10 protein-coding genes are annotated in these 17,965 nt (G+C 59.5%); 4 read left to right on the top strand and 6 right to left on the bottom strand.

Annotation, left to right across the window (positions count from 1 at the left end; all coding sequences use genetic code 11):
- The coding region (locus WAW39_RS26990) for a tetratricopeptide repeat protein (protein WP_422322285.1) at positions 1 to 793 on the top strand (793 nt) is incomplete at its 5' end.
- 38 nt (positions 794 to 831) lie between these two features.
- Positions 832 to 3,330, top strand: coding sequence for a M15 family metallopeptidase (locus WAW39_RS26985; RefSeq protein WP_422322283.1), 2,499 nt, complete (start codon positions 832 to 834; stop codon positions 3,328 to 3,330).
- Between the two features lie 2 nt (positions 3,331 to 3,332).
- Here the strand turns inward: WAW39_RS26985 and WAW39_RS26980 are convergent, their stop codons facing one another.
- From WAW39_RS26980 to recF, 6 genes are all read right to left on the bottom strand, one after another.
- The gene (locus WAW39_RS26980) at positions 3,333 to 4,919 is read right to left on the bottom strand and encodes an Rne/Rng family ribonuclease (RefSeq protein WP_422322281.1); all 1,587 of its coding nucleotides are present in this window, start codon (positions 4,917 to 4,919) and stop codon (positions 3,333 to 3,335) included.
- Positions 4,920 to 4,954: 35 nt separating this feature from the next.
- Positions 4,955 to 7,240, bottom strand: coding sequence for a penicillin-binding protein 2 (mrdA, locus tag WAW39_RS26975; protein ID WP_422322279.1), 2,286 nt, complete (start codon positions 7,238 to 7,240; stop codon positions 4,955 to 4,957).
- Positions 7,230 to 7,844, bottom strand: coding sequence for a hypothetical protein (locus WAW39_RS26970; RefSeq protein WP_422322277.1), 615 nt, complete (start codon positions 7,842 to 7,844; stop codon positions 7,230 to 7,232). Before WAW39_RS26970 ends, mrdA begins: the two co-directional genes overlap by 11 nt.
- A 6-nt stretch (positions 7,845 to 7,850) precedes the next feature.
- The gene (gene mreC, locus WAW39_RS26965) at positions 7,851 to 8,702 is read right to left on the bottom strand and encodes a rod shape-determining protein MreC (RefSeq protein WP_397382761.1); all 852 of its coding nucleotides are present in this window, start codon (positions 8,700 to 8,702) and stop codon (positions 7,851 to 7,853) included.
- An 80-nt stretch (positions 8,703 to 8,782) separates the two neighbouring features.
- Positions 8,783 to 9,814 carry a rod shape-determining protein gene (locus tag WAW39_RS26960; RefSeq protein ID WP_377169129.1) on the bottom strand — a complete coding sequence of 344 codons (1,032 nt, stop codon included), beginning with the start codon at positions 9,812 to 9,814 and terminating at the stop codon, positions 8,783 to 8,785.
- Between the two features lie 214 nt (positions 9,815 to 10,028).
- A complete protein-coding gene (gene recF, locus WAW39_RS26955) occupies positions 10,029 to 11,099 on the bottom strand; it encodes a DNA replication/repair protein RecF (RefSeq protein ID WP_422322274.1) in 1,071 nt (356 codons plus the stop codon).
- 76 nt (positions 11,100 to 11,175) lie between these two features.
- Here recF and hisS point away from each other — a divergent pair, with 76 nt between their 5' ends.
- Together hisS and WAW39_RS26945 are read left to right on the top strand one after the other, a co-directional pair.
- Positions 11,176 to 12,465: a histidine--tRNA ligase gene (gene hisS, locus WAW39_RS26950; protein ID WP_422322272.1), complete on the top strand. Its 1,290-nt coding sequence runs from the start codon at positions 11,176 to 11,178 to the stop codon at positions 12,463 to 12,465.
- Between the two features lie 48 nt (positions 12,466 to 12,513).
- On the top strand, positions 12,514 to 17,862 hold the full coding sequence (locus WAW39_RS26945; RefSeq protein WP_422322270.1) for a neutral/alkaline non-lysosomal ceramidase N-terminal domain-containing protein: 5,349 nt from the start codon (positions 12,514 to 12,516) through the stop codon (positions 17,860 to 17,862).
- The last annotated feature ends 103 nt before the right edge of the window (positions 17,863 to 17,965 follow it).

The raw sequence follows: 17,965 nt of genomic DNA, 5'->3' as shown, positions 1-17,965 counted from the left end.
TCTCATGATCGCTGAACTGCAGAAAATGGAGAGCGCCTCCAACGAACTCGTCAAGCAGGTCGAGGAAATGAAGAACGCCCGCATGATTCTGACCCCGGAGGAGGAAAAACTTTTCTCCGATCCCGTCGTGCGGGAACTGCTGGGGCCCAAGGGAGTGCAGGCCACCCTCATCGCCAACGCATCGCCGGACAGCGATAAAAAGGTGACTCCTCCGGCGCCGACCTCCGTCGAAAAGCTCATCAGCCAGGCCAACGAAAGCTACATGGACAAGGATTTCGAAAGCGCTGCCAAGCAATACCAAGACGCGCTGCGGGCCGAACCCAAAAACGTCACCGCCCTCATCGGCCTGGGCATCACGCGCCAGCGTGAAAACAAACATGCCGATGCTGAAGTGTCCCTGCAGAAAGCACTGGCCTACGATCCGACCAACGAACCCGCCTCATTCGCCCTCGGCGTCACCTATTTCAAACAAGAGCGCTGGAAGGACGCGATGACCTACTTCGAGAAGAGCCTCGCCAAACGCCCCGACAACGCCAGCGGCCGGCATTACCTCGGCATCATCGCCACCAAGCTCAATCTGATCGAACGTGCGGAACGTGAATTCAAGACGGCTCTGGCCATTGATCCTGCCTACGGCGAGGCTCATTTCAATCTGGCCGTGCTCTACATCACCTGGGATCCCCCGCAGTGGGACAAGGCACGCGCTGAATACGGCGAGGCGATCAAAAAGGGCGTCCGCGCCGACCCCAATCTCGAAAAACTGCTCGAAGGCGGCAAGGTGTCGCAGCGTTAAGAAGACGACGGACGCAAGGTTTCCGTCGCTCTTCTGCCATGAAAACCCTGTTCGCTTTCTTACTCGCGGCCTCCGGCCTTGCAGCGCAAACCTTGGTCGACATTGGCATCAAGGCGGATGGCTTGATGATCGATCTGCGCTACACCACGGCGGACAATTATTTCAAAACAGCGTTCTATCCCAAGCATGCGCGCGCCTTGCTGCGCCCCGCCACGGCAGCCAAGCTGGCCAAAGTACAGGCTGAATTAAAATCTCAGGGTCTGAGTCTGAAGATCTGGGATGCCTACCGTCCGCTCGCTGTCCAACGCGCGATGTGGAAGACGCTGCCCGATCCGCGCTTCGTCGCCGATCCCGCCAAGGGCGGTCGTCACAACCGGGGCGCCGCCGTGGATGCAACGCTTGTGGATGCCCATGGCGTGGAACTGCCGATGCCGACAGCTCATGATGACTTTTCCGAGAAAGCCGGAGCTCATTTCAAACTGGTGCCGCCCGAAATTTTCAAGAACCGCGAAAAACTGCAGCAAGTGATGACGAAGCACGGCTTCACGGTGTTCGAGAGCGAGTGGTGGCATTTTGACGACGCTGACTGGGAACGATATGAGGCGCTGGACGTTCCGATGAGTGCGCCCCAAGCGCAGAAGCATCTGCTGCTGGACTCACGCCTGGTTGAGGCGGCGGTGAATGCCAGACTTGTCCTCGGCACTCCACAAAAGCATCCGGCCAATCCGCTGTTTCAGGCGGACAAACCGTGGGAGAATTCAATGAACAACCTCTATCCCAACGTGATCTGGGACGAGGATGAGCAGATCTTCAAACTCTGGTACAAGTGCGTCCTTGCCGACAAGGAAGTGATCGCGCAGATGGATCAGCCCAGCACGGTGCACGATGTCGGCTGGTATCTGCTTTATGCCACCTCCAAAGATGGCGCTCACTGGGACAAGCCTGAACTGGGCCTGCACAAGTTCGCCGGCAGCAGCGCCAACAACATCGTGGCCCGCGACTGCCCCAATGTCGGCGTCTTCAAAGACCTTCACGATGCTGATCCCACACGACGCTACAAAATGGTGAGTGATGTCGGACTCGGCAAACCGCAGGTGCGTTTCTCAGCCGACGGCATTCATTGGGGCGAGACCCTCGCCGCCCACGGCTTCGGCGCACAGAACGGCGACACCCACAACAATGCGTTCTGGGATGACCGCAGCGGCAAATACCTGTGGTTCACCAAACTCTATCTCGGAGAAAGACTCGTCTCGCGCTTCGAGAGTGATGACTTCCTCACGTGGAAAAACAACGGCCTCGTCCTTCGCTCCAGCCTTGCAGAAGGCCGCGCCAGCCAGACCTACTGCATGCCAGTGTTCCGTTACGGCAGCATCTATCTGAGCTTTTTGATGATGTACCACGTCGGCAGCGGCCGCTCGGTCGATTGCGAGCTGGCGTGGAGTCACGACGGCCAGCAATGGCAGCGCGTGGCCCCGGGGACGCCGTTCATCCCACGCGGAGCGAAGGGCAGCTACGACAGCGAATGCATCTACGCGATGGCCGGACCACCCATTTTGAAAGACGGCAAGCTCATGATCTTCTACGGCGGAGACGACTTTCCCCACACCGGCTGGAAGCGTCATTGCCTGCCTTGTCTGGCGACGCTGCGGCCGGATGGATTCGCAGGCTACACTCCCACCGAAGACAGCAAGCCCTCCCATGTGCTGACCCGCACGCTGCGACTGACTTCGGAGCCGGTACGCATCACAGCTGATGTGGCCGCTGGGGGCAGCCTGCGTGTCGTCGCCATGGATGAACAGGGTAAAGTCTTGGACACGGCTGAACCTGTGTCAATGGCCGTGACCGATGCGGCGCTGAAATGGAACAAGGGTGCATTGCAGGCCCCGACTGCACGCTTCAAGATCGAACTCGACCATGCAGTCCTCTATGCCATCAGCGTCGGCGATTTGTTGAATGAGGAACTGCCGCGATCGGAGAACCCATTGAAGGCTGCCACGCGTGTGATCCATCCTACAGCGACACAGACGATTTCCTTCGATGCCAGTGCCCAGGGCTGGAAGGGCGTCGATCAACTCGAACATCATGCCTCAGGAGGCGTGAAAGGCGGTTACATTCATGTTTCGCGCAGCGGCAGGGCGCTGCCCATTGCGCTTTCTCCGGTGACGGCCAAAGCATCACCCCTGGCGGGTGACTGGACTCAGATCATCGGCGGCAAAGGAGCCGAGATCACCTGCCAGGTGCGTTCAGCAAAGGCGGGAGGGCATGTGATGATCGAGCTGTTTGCCACTGATATCGCGCAGTGGCAGTTCGAGACGCAGACCACGTTTTCACCTGAGTGGAGCCAGGCGTCAGCCGCCTTGCGCTACGACTGGGACGATGCCGAAGCACTGGCCGCAGGCTGGAAACGTGCGGCCAACAGCTTCTCGTGGACGGACACGATTCAACACATCGGGAAGGTCGTGATCGTCCCCGGCGCTGCTGGAGCGCAGGAGAGTTTCGACCTGGATGAGTTGAGCGTCAGCGGATCTGCCCGCTGAGATCAGGGGCGAACTTCTTCGCCGGTGGTCGCATTCGTCAGAGTGATCTGCTCGCGGTGGAGTGCAGGATCGCTGCGGAAGGTGAGACGCGCCTGATACTTGCGTTCGAGATCGACCAGCAGTTCACCATCTTCAGTCTTAAGGCGGGTCATCACCTCGGGATGCACGATGACGATGAGGCTCTTTTGGTCCTCCTTGGCACGACCCAGCACCGAGACAAGACGGCGCTGCAGTTCGACGCTCATGGTGAGCGGCGTCTTGACCTGGCCGTGGCCTTTGCAATACGGGCAGGGTTCATAGAGCGTGGTGCCGAGGCTCTCATTGAGGCGCTGGCGGGTCATCTCCATGAGGCCAAACTGCGAGATGGGCAGGACCTGGGTCTTGGCCTTGTCACGCTTGAGATGGTCCAGCATCAGCTTGTACACAGCCTGCTGATCGCGGCGGTGTTTCATGTCGATGAAGTCCACCACGATGAGGCCGCCCATGTTACGCAGGCGGAGCTGGCGCGCGACTTCGGCGGCGGCTTCGAGGTTGGTTTCAAGCAGGAGCTTGTCGACGTCCTTGTGTCCTTTGTTGCGGCCCGTGTTGACGTCAATGGAGACGAGAGCTTCCGTTTGATCGATCACGATGTAGCCACCGCAGGGCATCCAAACCTGGCGGTAGAAGGCGTTGTCGATCTGCTTTTGAATGCCGTAGTGCTCAAAGATGGCGCTCTGGCCCTGGTAGTGATTGATACGGCGCTTCGCCCGGCCGGAGATGTGGGCCGCCATGCGCTGCATGCGCTCGACGGTGGCCGCGTCATCGCAGGCGACTTCATCGATGTCCTCGGTGAGAAAATCACGCACGGTACGCTCGACGAGATCAGGCTCCTGAAAGCAGCAGACGGGCGCGTTTTGGCCGTCGCGCTTGGCAACGATCTGGTCCCACTCGTCGAGGAGGATGTTCAGATCGCGCACGATATGACGCGCACGTTTGCCCGAGGCTTCGGTGCGCAGAATGATGCCCATGCCTTCAGGCAGGCTGATTTTCTCGATGATCTTGCGCAGACGGGAGCGCTCCTTCGGGTCTTCGATCTTGCGCGAGATACCGCAGGTGTCGTTCAGCGGCATCAGGACAAGCAGACGCCCAGCGAGGGAAATGTTGGTGGTAACGCGCGGGCCTTTGTTGCCCACGGGACCTTTGGTGACCTGCACCATGATCTCCGAACCGATCGGGTACAAAGTAGGGATGTCCTTGGCCTCAATGCGCTTTTTCTTTTTGCTGCCGCCACGATTGATCTCCTCCAGACCGGCATCCAGCGCGGCAGGAATGGCGTCCCAGAAATGCAGGAAGGCGTTTTTGTCGAACCCGATGTCAATGAACATGGCCTTGAGGCCCTGCTCGATGTTGCGGATGCGCCCTTTGAAGACGCTGCCAATGAGGCTCTGGGTGCCGACACGCTCGATGTTGTATTCTTCGACGACGCCTTTGTCGAGCAAGGCCACGCGGTTCTCCAGTTTCTCGCAGTTGATGACGAGGCGCACACCGCTTTTGATGTCGCGTTTGCCTGTAAGCAGTTCTTTGATTCTTTGAACGAAGGTCAATGCCATAATATAAAGTCTCCCTGAAAATGTGATGCAGTTCTTCAGCGGAAGAGCTTGCGAAAAAATCCGCCGCCGCTGGGAGCGGAATCGGATGGTTTGGTTTCCTGGGAACCTCCCCGGTTGAAAATACCGACCCTGCGCACTGGCACGGCCTTTGGCACATTCTGTCCGGAGCTGGCTCCGGCTGATCCCGCTGAATCAGCCTTCGGTTTGATGTTGGGCCTCGCATTTCCACGCGGCGCGTCAGCATCAGCCGGTTCTGGCGCGGACACACCCGTGCCCACGTCTAAATCCTCATCCGCGCCGAGGCCCTCTGGCACCGCAGCGTCAGCATATTGGACGGATGCTATATGATTGAAATGACCTTCCGCAGGCTCCATCGGGGTGACATCCACGATGTATTTCGGATTGTCCAAAGCCAGACATTGCTCAAGCACACGGCGAGCCACAGGCGCTGCACAGCCACCGCCGGATTTGCCGTTTTGCACGAGCACGGCCACGGCGAATTTGGGGTCCTTGTAGGGAGCGAAACAGATGAACCAGGTGTGATTGTCGTCATGCTTCACGCGCTTCTCGTCGAGGCGCCAGTTCTGGGCGGTGCCAGTCTTGCCAGCGACCTCCACTCCGGTAATGCGGGCTCCTTTGCCCGTGCCTGAGGGGTCATTAACGACCTTCCACATGCCTCTGCGAATGACTTCGATCTCCTCGGGTTTCACGCTGGCCGAAAGATCGCCGCGGAGACTGGGTGGATTTTCCAGCACTGCCTGGTCATGATCCATCACCCGCTTCAGCAGATGCGGACTCCAGGCCTTGCCGCCATTGGCGACCGTGGCGCTGACTGATGCCATTTGCAGAGGAGAGGCGAGCACAAAGCCCTGCCCGATGGAGGTGTTGGCGGTGAAGCCGTCACTCCAGCGCTCAGCAGGATGGTTCGCGCGAAGCCAGTCCGGGTTGGGAAGAATGCCGGGGCTTTCGTCTTCGAGTTCAATGCCGGTCTTGGTTCCCAAGCCGAGAATTTTGCCCACCTTGGTGATGTTGCCGATTCCCGCCGCATTGCCATAGCGGTAGAAGAAGCAGTTGCAGGAATATTTGATGGCATCACTGAGGCCGAGCGTGCCATGTGAGCCGCCGTTCTGGCGCTGAATCCAGCACTGCATGGCCTTGGTGCCATAGGTGACGCTGCCGCTGCAGTTGAAGTGGTTCAGGTTGATGCCTGCAAGACAGCCGGCAAACGAGATCGGAATTTTGAAGGTCGAGCCCGGCACATGGCCTTTCACCGCGCGGTTGAGCAGCGGCACGGTTTTGTTTTCCAGCAGGGCATCCCAGTCGGACTGCTGGATGCTGGGGATGAACTGATTGGGATCGAATGAGGGAACGGAAACCATCGCCAGCACCTCGCCGGAGTTTGGATCGATCACGGCCACGGCACCACGGCCGATCTTGGCGTCGCGCAGAGCCTTGTCGGCAATGATCTGCATGCGGGCATCAAGCGTCAGATAAACATCGTTGCCCTTGCGAGGCTCTTCGTATTCTTCATCCACTTCACCCACGGGCCGGCCACGCTGGTCGCGCTGCATCACGCGCACACCGGGCTTGCCACGCAAGTAGTTGTCGAAGCTTTTCTCCACGCCAGCACCGCCGAAGTCATCCGGCACGTAATAGTCCCAGCCCTTGCGGTCTTCGGCCGAGGCGCGCTGGTCATCCGGCAGACGCACGTAGCCGAGGATGTGGCAGGCGACTGATTTCAGCGGATACACGCGCGAGGCACGCTCGGCGACGGTGACCCCCGGCAGTCCCAGATTGTGCTCGGCGATGCGGCTGAATTCAGCGAAGGTCAGATCATCCCGATACACCCACGGCACCGCACCGCCAAAGCTGCGGTAGTGCACGCGCAGGGATTCCACCGAGTAGTCCTTGTGGACCCCCATCTCGATCATGCGGGCGGTGATTGTCTCCTCGAAAATCTTGTAAATATCGAGTTCGGGCTTCATCCGCTTGATGCCCCTTTCAGAGATCTCAAAGGTGATCTCCGGCACGGCTGTCTTCTTGATCTTGGCAAGGCGCTTGTACTCGGTGACGACTTCCGCGAGATTGATGCGAACCTCGAAGCTGGCCTTGTTGGTGGCAAGCACGACGCCGTTGCGGTCCTTGATCTCACCACGCGGACCGGGAATGCGCGCACGTTCCTTTTTCGCCCCGGGAATCATCTTGGCAAACTCCTCCCGGCGGTCCATCTGCAGGGACCAAAGCCTGAACACAAGCAGTCCAAACCCGCACATCATGGCGAGCGAGAACAGATAGAGGCGGAAGCGATATTTAACGACCATCGAAACGGTACCTCAGGCCTTCGTATTTGATTTCATAACTCGACAGGCGGGCGAGCGAATAAAGCAGCAAAAAGATGAGCGGTGCCGCGAGCATGGCAAGCAGGGAATCGGTGATCATCTTCGTCCATACGCCTGCCGGAAACTGCAGGGAACCCCGCAGGAAAGTGATGATGAGAAACTGCGCCAGCAGCCACACAAAGACCGCCAGGCCGACCATCAGCACCGGGAGCTCAAGGCGGCCCCGTTTGAACAACGGACGGATGCCCTGCAGGAGGGTGCCGAGCATCCCAAACAGGACGATGGAGAGGCCAAATGGCAGAGGATGACTGCCAGCGCCCAGTTCAACGTCTGCACCGGTGCCAAACACATCCTCCGCACCTGACAGGCTCTCCAAGACTCCCGGCAGATGGCGGGCATCCCAGACAAACCCGGTGATGAACGCGAGCAGCAGCATCATCGAAAACGGTGCGGCCACGGAAGCACTGAAGAAGAATACCGCCGGCAGAAACAGCGTGGCAAACTGGGCGATCTCCAGCCCGGGAATGAACTCCTGCACCATGAAGGTGAGCAGGAGCAGAATGATGGAGATCGGGTGGAACAACATGGCGGCTCAGGGCTTGGCGCGTGCCGGTGTCGCTGCAGGTTCCGGCGTTGGCTCGGCAACCTGCATTTCAATCACAAAGACATAATCCAAGGTGGAGAAATCAACGGCGGGTTCGATGACGGCCTCTCCGGAAATTTCACGGTTTTCAAAACGCTTCACACGGCCCAGCAACAGATCCGCAGGAAACACGCCGCCCTCACCGGAGGAGTAAACCCCTGCACCGGCGTTGATGTTCGAGTTGCGATGGAGGAAACGCAGGTGCAGCTCTGGGCGCACTTCCAGCGCGGCACGTTCGCCACCCAGGATGCCCTGCTCCAGCGTTCCTTCGATTTTGGCCGATACACGGCACATCTCATCTGTGAGCAAAATCACCTTGGCCATGTGCGGGGCCAGCGTGGAAGTCTTCCCCACAAGTCCGACGGATGTGATCACCGGACTGTCCGTGCCGATGCCATCGAGTGAACCTTTGTCGATGATCAGGCTGTTCCACCAGGTGCTGGAGCTGCGGCGGATCACCTTGGCAGCCGTCATCTTAAAAGGGGCCGACTGCTTGAACTCAATGAGCTGACGCAGCTTGGCGTTCTCCTCGATGATCTGATTGTACTTCTGCTGAATGATGCGCAGCCGCTCCAGCTGGACGCGCTGCTCATCGTTTTCCCGTTTCATTTCCACCGGATTGATCTGCGGAGCCACGGCAGACTCCGCCGCCTGCTCCATCGCCGCACTGCTGTGGATGAAAGGAGACAGCAGACTCATGACACGAGACTGGATCTGCCGGGTGGTCGCAGTGTCAAAGGTGAACACGGCCACCAGCCCTGCCACGAAGATCAGAAGCGCGAGGATGTTGAGCTTTTTCATGATTGGCCTTTCCTCCGGGCTGGGTGCGGTGCTTTTCGGCGGATGCTTTCAAGCGAACACAGGGCAGCGCGAAATGGTCATCAGACTTCGGTCGTGCTCACTTTGCGCAGGAACTCAAGCTCACTGAGCACCCGTCCGGTGCCTTCGCCGACGGCGCTGAGCGGATCTTCCGCCACATGCACCGGGAGCGCTGTTTCTTCCTGAAGCAATTTGTCGAGGCCGCGCAGCAGTGCGCCGCCACCGGCAAGCATGATGCCGCGGTCCACCAAGTCGGCGGAGAGTTCCGGCGGGCAGCGTTCCAAAGTGGTGCGCACGGCGTCGATGATCGCATTGAGCGGCTCCAGCATGGCTTCGCGGACTTCCTGGCTCGTGATGGTGATGGTCTTTGGCAGGCCGGCCACCATGTCGCGTCCTTTGACTTCCATGGTCGTCTCCTTGCCCAGCGGGAAGGCGGAGCCGATGCGCAGCTTGATTTCTTCCGCAGTGCGCTCGCCAATCATGAGATTGTAGGCACGCTTCATGTAATTGATGATCGCTTCGTCGAGTTCATCGCCGGCCACGCGCACGCTGCGGCTGTAAACGATGCCGGAGAGCGAAATGATCGCCACCTCGGTGGTGCCGCCGCCGATATCAACGATCATGTTGCCCGCAGCTTCCTGCACTGGCAGACCCACACCGATGGCCGCAGCCATCGGTTCTTCGATCAGGTAAACTTCACGCGCGCCAGCCTGCTCCGCGCTTTCTTTCACCGCACGCTTCTCAACTTCCGTGATGCCGGAGGGCACGGCGATGACCACGCGCGGTCCGCGCATCTTGCGGCCCCCGCCCTGCACCTTCTTGATGAAATGGCGCAGCATGGCCTCAGTCACACGAAAGTCGGCGATCACGCCGTCCTTCAACGGGCGGATGGCCGTGATGCCGCCCGGAGTTCGTCCGAGCATGCGCTTGGCATCGTCACCCACAGCGACGACTTCGTTGGTGCCGGTTTTAACCGCCACAACGGAGGGTTCTCTGAGGACGATGCCGTGATCTTTTACATAGACGAGAGTGTTTGCCGTGCCGAGATCGATGCCGATGTCTTGGGCGACGAAGCCGAAAAGTTTGCCGAACATTGAGAATAAATGGGAAAAGTGTTGAAGCGAGCAGGCGTCAGAATCCAGATGCGCGACGGAGAATTCCAACTGTTTTGAGAATCACGAAAAGCCACGCGCGCAAGGCAATCTAACCCACCTTAAAGCTAAAACTGCCTGAAAATGCGTCAAGGGATGTTTCTGAGAAGCTTAGGATTGGTAAATTCAGGCCATTTCCGGCCAAACGCCACCCTTTTCATCCCCGGATTCGGCTGAATTTGGCCTGTTCGACTCCAAAAACCCGTCCCGCCAGGTGGTCGGCGTCCACCCAGTCCAGATTCGTGGTCGTGATGATCTTCTGCGTTCCCGGTGGCAAACAGGACAGCAGGGCCCGGCGGCGGTGGGCATCCAGTTCACCGAAAACGTCATCCATCAGCATCAGGGGGGGCGAACCGCAGGCGTGCTCCAGCACCTGCGCCTGGGCGAGTTTCATCGCCAGCGCAAACGACCGTTGCTGGCCTTCCGAGGCAAAGGTGGTCGCGTCCAGATCATTCAAACGCATTCCAATGTCATCACGGTGCGGCCCGAATGCGGTCGAACGGCTGCGAGCTTCTTCATCCCGCATCGTCAGCAGCGCCTCAAACAAGCCCAGTGCCGCATCACTCGTGCGCTGATAGGTGATGCACACATTCTCCACGCCATCACTCAGCTTCGCATGCGCTAGTGACACCTCCGGGCCCAGGGCGGCGCACAGTTCTGCACGCCGCTGCCAGAGTGTTTGGGCAAAGCCGTCCATGACGCGTGCAAAGGCGTCCGCCTGCTTCCACGCGATGCTGGCATCCCGCTTCAACACATGATTGCGCCCACGCAGTGCGCGCTCATAACCACGCAGCGCGTGCAGATAATCGGGAAACATCTGGCTCGCAGCGAAGTCGAGAAACCTGCGCCGATGCTCCGCACCACCACGCAGCAGATTCATGTCGCGGTGATCCATCCACACCACCACACCCGAGGCGGCCAGATAATCCGCAGATCTGCCGCAGGTGGCGCCATCGACTGCTAGGCGCCGAGTCGTGGCTGACTGTGCATAACGCAGCCGTTTGCCACGCCAGTGCGCTTCCACCAGGCAGGTGGCAGCACCAAAGCGCACCATCTCGGCACGGTTGGATGTTCGGGGTGATTGCAGGCGCAGCAGCACGCACGCGGCTTCGATGAGGGATGTTTTCCCCTGGGCATTCCTGCCCACCAGCAGCGTCACATCGGGATGCAATTCCAGCCTCGCCTCGGCGAAGCAGCGGAAATCGCGCACAAACAGGTCGGAGAGCATGCAATCAGGAGGTTACGTCACCCGCCGCATTTCCGGTTGCGTACCTGAGTGGCATGAAGATGAATCCCGCCCCTCTATGGAACCGATCCAAACAGTCAAAGGCTTTCGTGACTTCTTCCCTGAAGAATGCGCCGTGCGTAATTACATTTTCGACACCTGGCGCTCCGTCGCACGCCGCTATGGCTTCATGGAGTATGAAGGACCGGTGCTTGAGAACACTGACCTGTTTCGCAAGAAGAGCGGTGACGAGATCACCAGCCAGCTTTTTTGTTTCACCACCCAGGGGAAGGATGATGTCTCCCTGCGCCCGGAAGTGACCCCTTCCCTGGCCCGCATGGCCACCGCACGTCAGCGTGAGTTCAAGAAGCCCATCAAGTGGTTTCAAATCGGCTCCTGCTTCCGATATGAGGCGCCGCAGGCAGGGCGCACGCGCGAGTTTGTGCAGTTCAATGCAGACATCCTTGGCGATGCCTCCCCTGCAACCGATGCAGAGCTGATCGCGATGGCGATTGACGTGATGCGCGAGTTTGGCGTGAGTTCTGAGGACTTCGAGATCCGCCTGAGCAACCGCGAAATCTGGAACGGCTTCCTGGCCCAGTTCAACATCACCGCCGAACACACTGCCACTTTCCTGCAGATCATCGACAAGATCGAGCGTGCCCGGTCCGAAGAGACGGAGAAGAAACTCAATGGCATCGGCCTCACGCTGGCGGATGTGCGCGCGTTCATGGCCTCCGCAGATGAGAATCACCCGGCCTTCGCGGCACTGCGCGAAAACCTCAACGCACGCGGCATCTGGCAGCACGTCCGCATTGATGCCACCATCGTGCGCGGCCTGGCCTATTACACGGGCACCGTGTTTGAAGTGTTTGACCGCAAGCACGGTCTCCGTGCCGTGGCCGGCGGCGGACGCTATGACAAGCTCTGCTCCCTGATGAGCGATGGCAAGGTGGACATGCCCGCCGCAGGTTTTGCGATGGGCGACGTGGTGCTCAAACTGCTTCTCGAGAAAACAGCCAGAGCGCAAATGAAGCTCACCAGCGCCTTGCTTGCTGCGAGCAGCATCGATGCCTACGTCGTCGTGGTGGATGAGGCCCAGCGTCCGCACGCGCTCGCCGCCGTGCAGGCCCTGCGTGCCGCAGGCATCCGCATCGACTACAGCTTTGGCGCGCAAAAAGTCGGCAAGCAGTTTCAGGCCGCCGAAGATCGCAAAGCCCGCTTTGCGATCGTCTTTGGTGCTGAATACCCCGAGGTGGTGATCAAGAACCTTCTGGCCCGTTCGCAGAGCGCTGTGCCGGTGGCAGGTCTGGTCGAAGAAGTGCAGAAGCTGCTCGCCGAACCCGCGATTGGCCCGTTGATCGCCTGATCGAAGGCAAGCAAGTGACCTTCATGAGCGTTGGTTTGAGCCAATCTCATGAAGTCCCTCCTGTTTCTTCTCGGCCTCGCTGCTATCACCGCACAGGCCCAACCGGCCTTCCGCGCAGGCGTCTCCGCCATCGACATCACGCCCACGACGTTCCCAAGGATCATCGCGGGCGGCTTTCTCGAAGGACGTGGTGATAAGATCACTGACCGGCTGCATGTGCGCAGCTTTGTGCTGGATGACGGGAAGATGAAGATCGCCTTCGCCATCGTGGACACCTGCATGATGGAGCAGTCGCTCATTGATGAGGCCAAGGCGCTCGCATCAAAACAGTGCGGCATTCCGATGGACCGCATGATGGTCAGCGCCACGCACACGCACTCCGCACCGGCGGCCATGGGCTGCCTCGGCACGCGCAAGGACACGGAGTATGGCAAGTTCCTCACGCCCAAAATTGCCGAAGCCATCGTGGCGGCAGACAAGGCGCTGCAGCCCGCACGCATCGGCTGGGGCAGCTTTGATGACTGGGAGCACACGCACAACCGCCGCTGGATTCGCCTGCCCGGCAAGGAAGTCGTTGATCCTTTTGGCGAACCCACGGGCCGTGCAAACATGCACCCCGGTTATCTCAGCAAAGATGTCGTCGGCCCCAGCGGTCCGGTCGATCCCCAGCTCTCGGTGATTTCGCTGCAAACTGCAGATGGCAAACCAATGGGTGTCCTGGCGAACTACTCGCAGCACTACTTCGGCAGCGGTCCGATCTCATCGGATTATTACGGCCTGTTCTGCAAACACCTGGCCGACAAGCTGGGCCAGCCCGGCGAAGGCAATGGCACATTCGTCTGTGCGATGAGCCAGGGCACCAGCGGTGACCAGATGTGGATGGACTACGGCGCGGAGAAAAAGAACATCACCCTCGACGCCTACGCCAGCGCCGTCGCTGTCAGCGCCATGAAGGCGCTGCAACAGGTGGAGCATCTCGAATATGCACCACTGGGCATGGTGGAGAAAACGCTGGAACTCAGCTACCGCGTCCCGGATGAAAAGCGCCTCGCCTGGGCACGCCCCATCGCTGCAAAGATCGAGAATGACGTGCCGAAGAACAAGGAGGAAGTCTATGCCCGTGAAGCGCTGATCCTGCACGAGCGGCAGAAGACGAGCGTGAAGCTGCAGGCCATCCGCATCGGGAATCCTGGCATGGGTGAACTGGGCATTACCACGCTGCCCAATGAAGTTTATGCGCTCACTGGTCTGCTGCTCAAATGGACGTCCCCTTTTCACAACCACTTCAACATCGAGCTGGCGAATGGTGCGGAAGGCTACATCCCCCCGCGTGAGCAGCATGCGCTGGGTGGCTATACCACATGGCCGGCCCGCACGGCGGGACTTGAGATGGGGGCGGAGGAAAAGATTCGCACCGCCTTGCGCAATATGGTGGGCGAGCTTGACCTGGCTCCCGGCAGGGGCATGAGCGAAGACAGCCCTCCTTACACCTCGGCAATTATCGACTCCCATGTCGATTTGTTCATCGATTTTCAATCGGGCATGCGAGATCTTTGTGCAGTGCATACAGGTGCCAAAACGGTCGTGAAAGGCGGCCATGCACTCTGGCTACCCGGCTTTAATGCAGGGCGGGGATATGGGGATGAATCAGCCCTCAAGCCTCAACAGGTCCAGGTGCCACGCGACAAGATCAACCGCTCCATACACCTCGCGGGCGGGCATCTTGAAACGTCCAACCTCAAACTTGGAACACAGGCCAGCGCGGCTGTCTGGTTCTGGCTCGGCCACGAAAGCGGCGCAAGTGATCGCACCGGCGAGTTGATCAACGCGCTCGGTGTCAGCTTGAAGGCGCATCAGGATGCAAATCATCGCGTGCGGCTCACGCTGGGCGGCGAGGAATCAAAGGCGGAGCTGTTTGCCGACGACTGGCATTGGGTGGTGCTCGTGCGTGATGGTGACCGCGTGCGCGTGCACATCGACGGCGCGAAAGAGCCTTCACTGGAAGGCAAAGCCGACAAAGCGAACGATTCCCTGCTCTTTGGCCGAGGACTTGAAGGCAGGCTGGATGAAATCACGATTTGGAACAGGGCAGTCGAACCTTCATTGGTCGCACAGCTGTGGGACATTTCGAAGGTGGCTGATGACAACGCGCGGCATGCAGTCACGCGGAAACAGAGGTCCACGTCAGTTAAAGAGCATCAGAACTGGTCAGCCTCACTACGTTTCCGCAACACCAAGGCAAACGATGTGAGCCCTGTGACGGCTTACCTCATTTCCCGCGGGCCTAAGGGCGACACTCAGGCACCGGGAGATCACCTGGGCATCGGCGGCAGCTACAAAGACTCGCAGCCCGGCAGGCTGTTTGTCTTCAATGGGAATGCAGCGAATCAAATCGTGCGCGGGCAGACGATCATCGCCCCCGGTTCATGGAACAACGTGTCGCTGGAACGCACGGGTTCACGCGTGAAGGTCATGCTCAATGGCAAAGTCGAGATCGATGCCGAGCTTCCTGTCACCGCACCCGGGGCGACCGAGTTGTTCTTTGGCAAGCGCTGTGACGACCTCGCTCCACTGGAAGGAGAATTCTCGGATGTGGTGGTGACTGGCTTGGAAAAGCCGGCTGCTGCCAAGCATGCGCCGAAGGTGGAGCTCGCCTCGCAGCCGCTCTCCCCCGAGGAATCAGCGAAAAAGTGGCATGTGCGCGAAGGCTACCGCATCGAACTCGTCGCGGCAGAACCCGTGGTGCTTGACCCCGTGGCCTTTGACTGGGATTCAAAAGGCCGGCTGTGGGTCATCGAGATGGCCGATTACCCCCTCGGCATGGATGGCAACGGCAAGGCGGGTGGGCGCGTGGTGATGCTCGAAGACGCAAACGCCGACGGCCGCTATGACAAGCGCACAGTCATCGTCAACGACCTGAGCTATCCCACCGGCATCCTGACCTGGCGCGATGGCGTCATCGTGACCGCAGCACCGGACATTTTCCTCATCAAGCCAAACGGCGAAAAACAGGTGCTCTTCACCGGCTTCAGCACGGGCAATCAGCAGCTTCGTGTAAACGGCCTGCGCTGGGGCATGGACGGCTGGGTGTACTGTGCGGCAGGCGCTCATCACGGCGGCTACAACAAAGGCACGCAGATTGAATCCAAGCTCACCGGCGAGAAGATCGACCTCGGCAGCCGCGACTTCCGCTTCAAGCCGGACACTGGCGAGTTTGATCCGCAAAGCGGCCCTTCGCAGTTCGGTCGTGCCAAAGATGACTGGGGCCACTGGTTCGGCGTGCAGAACAGCTTTCCGCTGTGGCACTACGTGCTGCAGGATCACTACCTGCGCCGGAATCCACACGTCATTCCGCCTGACCCGATTCACCAGCTCTTCCCGCGCAATCCGTCGGTCTATCCCGCCAGCAGCATGGAGAAGCGTTTTCACAGCTTTGATCAAGCCGGCCGCTTCACCAGCGCCTGCGGCATTGAGGTGTATCGCGACCGTGTGCTGTTTGATGATGGCAAAACCCACGCCTTCACCTGCGAGCCTTTTCACAACGTCGTGCAGCATCACATCCTCGAAGATGACGGCGTCACCTTCAAAGCCGTTCGCGATCCCGCCGAGTCAAAGATGGACTTCCTCGCCAGCGAAGACCGCTGGTGCCGCCCCGTCATGGTCCGCACCGGGCCCGATGGCGCGCTCTGGGTGGCAGACATGTACCGCTACATGATCGAGCATCCGCAATGGCTGCCGCAGAACGGCAAGGATGAACTGCTGCCGCATTACCGCGAGGGAGACGACAAGGGCAGGATTTGGAAAATCACGCGCACTCCAGAACCGCCTAAAGGCGGGACTACAATACAAGACTTGGCCTCCTCGAACGGCTGGCAGCGTGACAAGGCGCAGATGAAACTGGCATGGAGCGGTGAGAAGGCAGCCATCGATGGCCTCCTCAAATCCAAGCAGCCCCAAACGCGGGCACAGGCGGCGTGGACATTGCTGGCCATGAAGAAGCTCAGCACCGCCGCATGCTTGGAACTGCTGGTAGATGCATCGCCACATGTGCGTGAGCAGGCATTGCAGATGGCAGAGAAGGTGGAATGGAAAGACAACGAAACATCGTCACTCCAAAAGACGCTGACGAAACTCGTGAACGACAAGGACACGAAAGTGCAGCTGCAACTGGCCTGCACCCTCGGTGAACTGAAAGGCGACTGGGCGGCGGATCTGCTGGCGCAATTGCTGCGCGAGACCCCGTCAGGCTCTTCGCTTCAAGGCGCGGCACTAAGTTCCGTGATGCCGCATTTGGAAGGTGTTTGCACACGCTTTCCTGAAAGTGCGTCACCGGAAAACAACCAGGTCATTGGCATGCTGTTTCGCTGCGCTTTGGCAGTGAAAAATGAGCGGGCCATCGCCACGCTCCTGTCCCACGAAGGATCTCAAAAACATGCCACCGAGCTGCTTGCCGTCCTTGATGAAAAGGGGCTCTCGCTGTCCGCCTTCACGCAGCAGGTGACTTCAACGGAAGCGCAGCAGGGATTGAAGAAAATGGCAGACCTGCTTCACATGGCGGCCAAGGAAATCAAAGCGGCCCAGGAGGCTCCGCCCATGGATGCCGTGGCGCTGCTGGCATCAGACCGTGAGCATCGCGAGATGGTGAAAGCCCTGCTGCCGGAACTCTGGAAGAAGTCTGCGAACACCGAGGTGCTGCGTTTGGTGGCAAAGCTACAGCCGAAGGACGGACCCGAATTCCTGCTGGCAGGCTGGAATGAACGGACACCGGCAGTGCGGGTGCAGATCATCGAGACGCTGCTCTCCAGCGATGCCTGGACCCTGGCGCTGCTGCAGCGGCCGGAGGCCAAAGCCTGTGATGCGGCGCTGCGGGCACGGCTGACGAAACATCCGAAAAAGGAAATCGCGAAGCTGGCAGCGGCCGTGTTTGCGGATGCCACGAGCGCCACGCGCGCAGCAGTGGTGGAGAAGTTCAAACCAGCCCTGAAACTGACCGGCGACGCGGCGAAGGGAAAGACGATGTTCGCCCAGGTGTGCATCAGCTGCCACAAGCTGGACGGCGTGGGCATCGAGCTGGGCCCGGATCTGCGCAGTGTGGTGCAGCATGATGCGGAGAAGCTCATGAACTCCATCCTCGACCCGAGCGCAATCATTGAGCCGGGCTTCATGGCCTACCATTGCACGCTCAAAAATGGCGAGCAGCTCTATGGAGTGATCGCCACGGAAACGAGCGCGAGCCTCACGCTGAAGATGGCAGGAAATCTGACGAAGTCCGTGCTGCGCAGCGAGATCGCGAGTTTGCAGAGCACGGGCACCTCCCTGATGCCAGAGGGCCTCGAAGCCGCGCTCACGCCACAGTCGCTGGCAGATCTGATTGCGTATTTGAAGGTGGTGAAGTGAATGCGCGCAGGATTTGAAGTGCGCGGTTAGAGTTGCTCCTGGCTCCGCGTATTGAACTCCGATGTCATCTCCCGATCATCCCTGCTCCGGCCACAGTGCCCCG

It is taken from the genome of Prosthecobacter sp., assembly GCF_049294395.1.
Classification (GTDB): domain Bacteria; phylum Verrucomicrobiota; class Verrucomicrobiia; order Verrucomicrobiales; family Verrucomicrobiaceae; genus Prosthecobacter.
The sequence above is the reverse complement of the archived record's forward strand: the minus strand, read 5'-3'. Positions and strand labels throughout refer to the sequence as shown.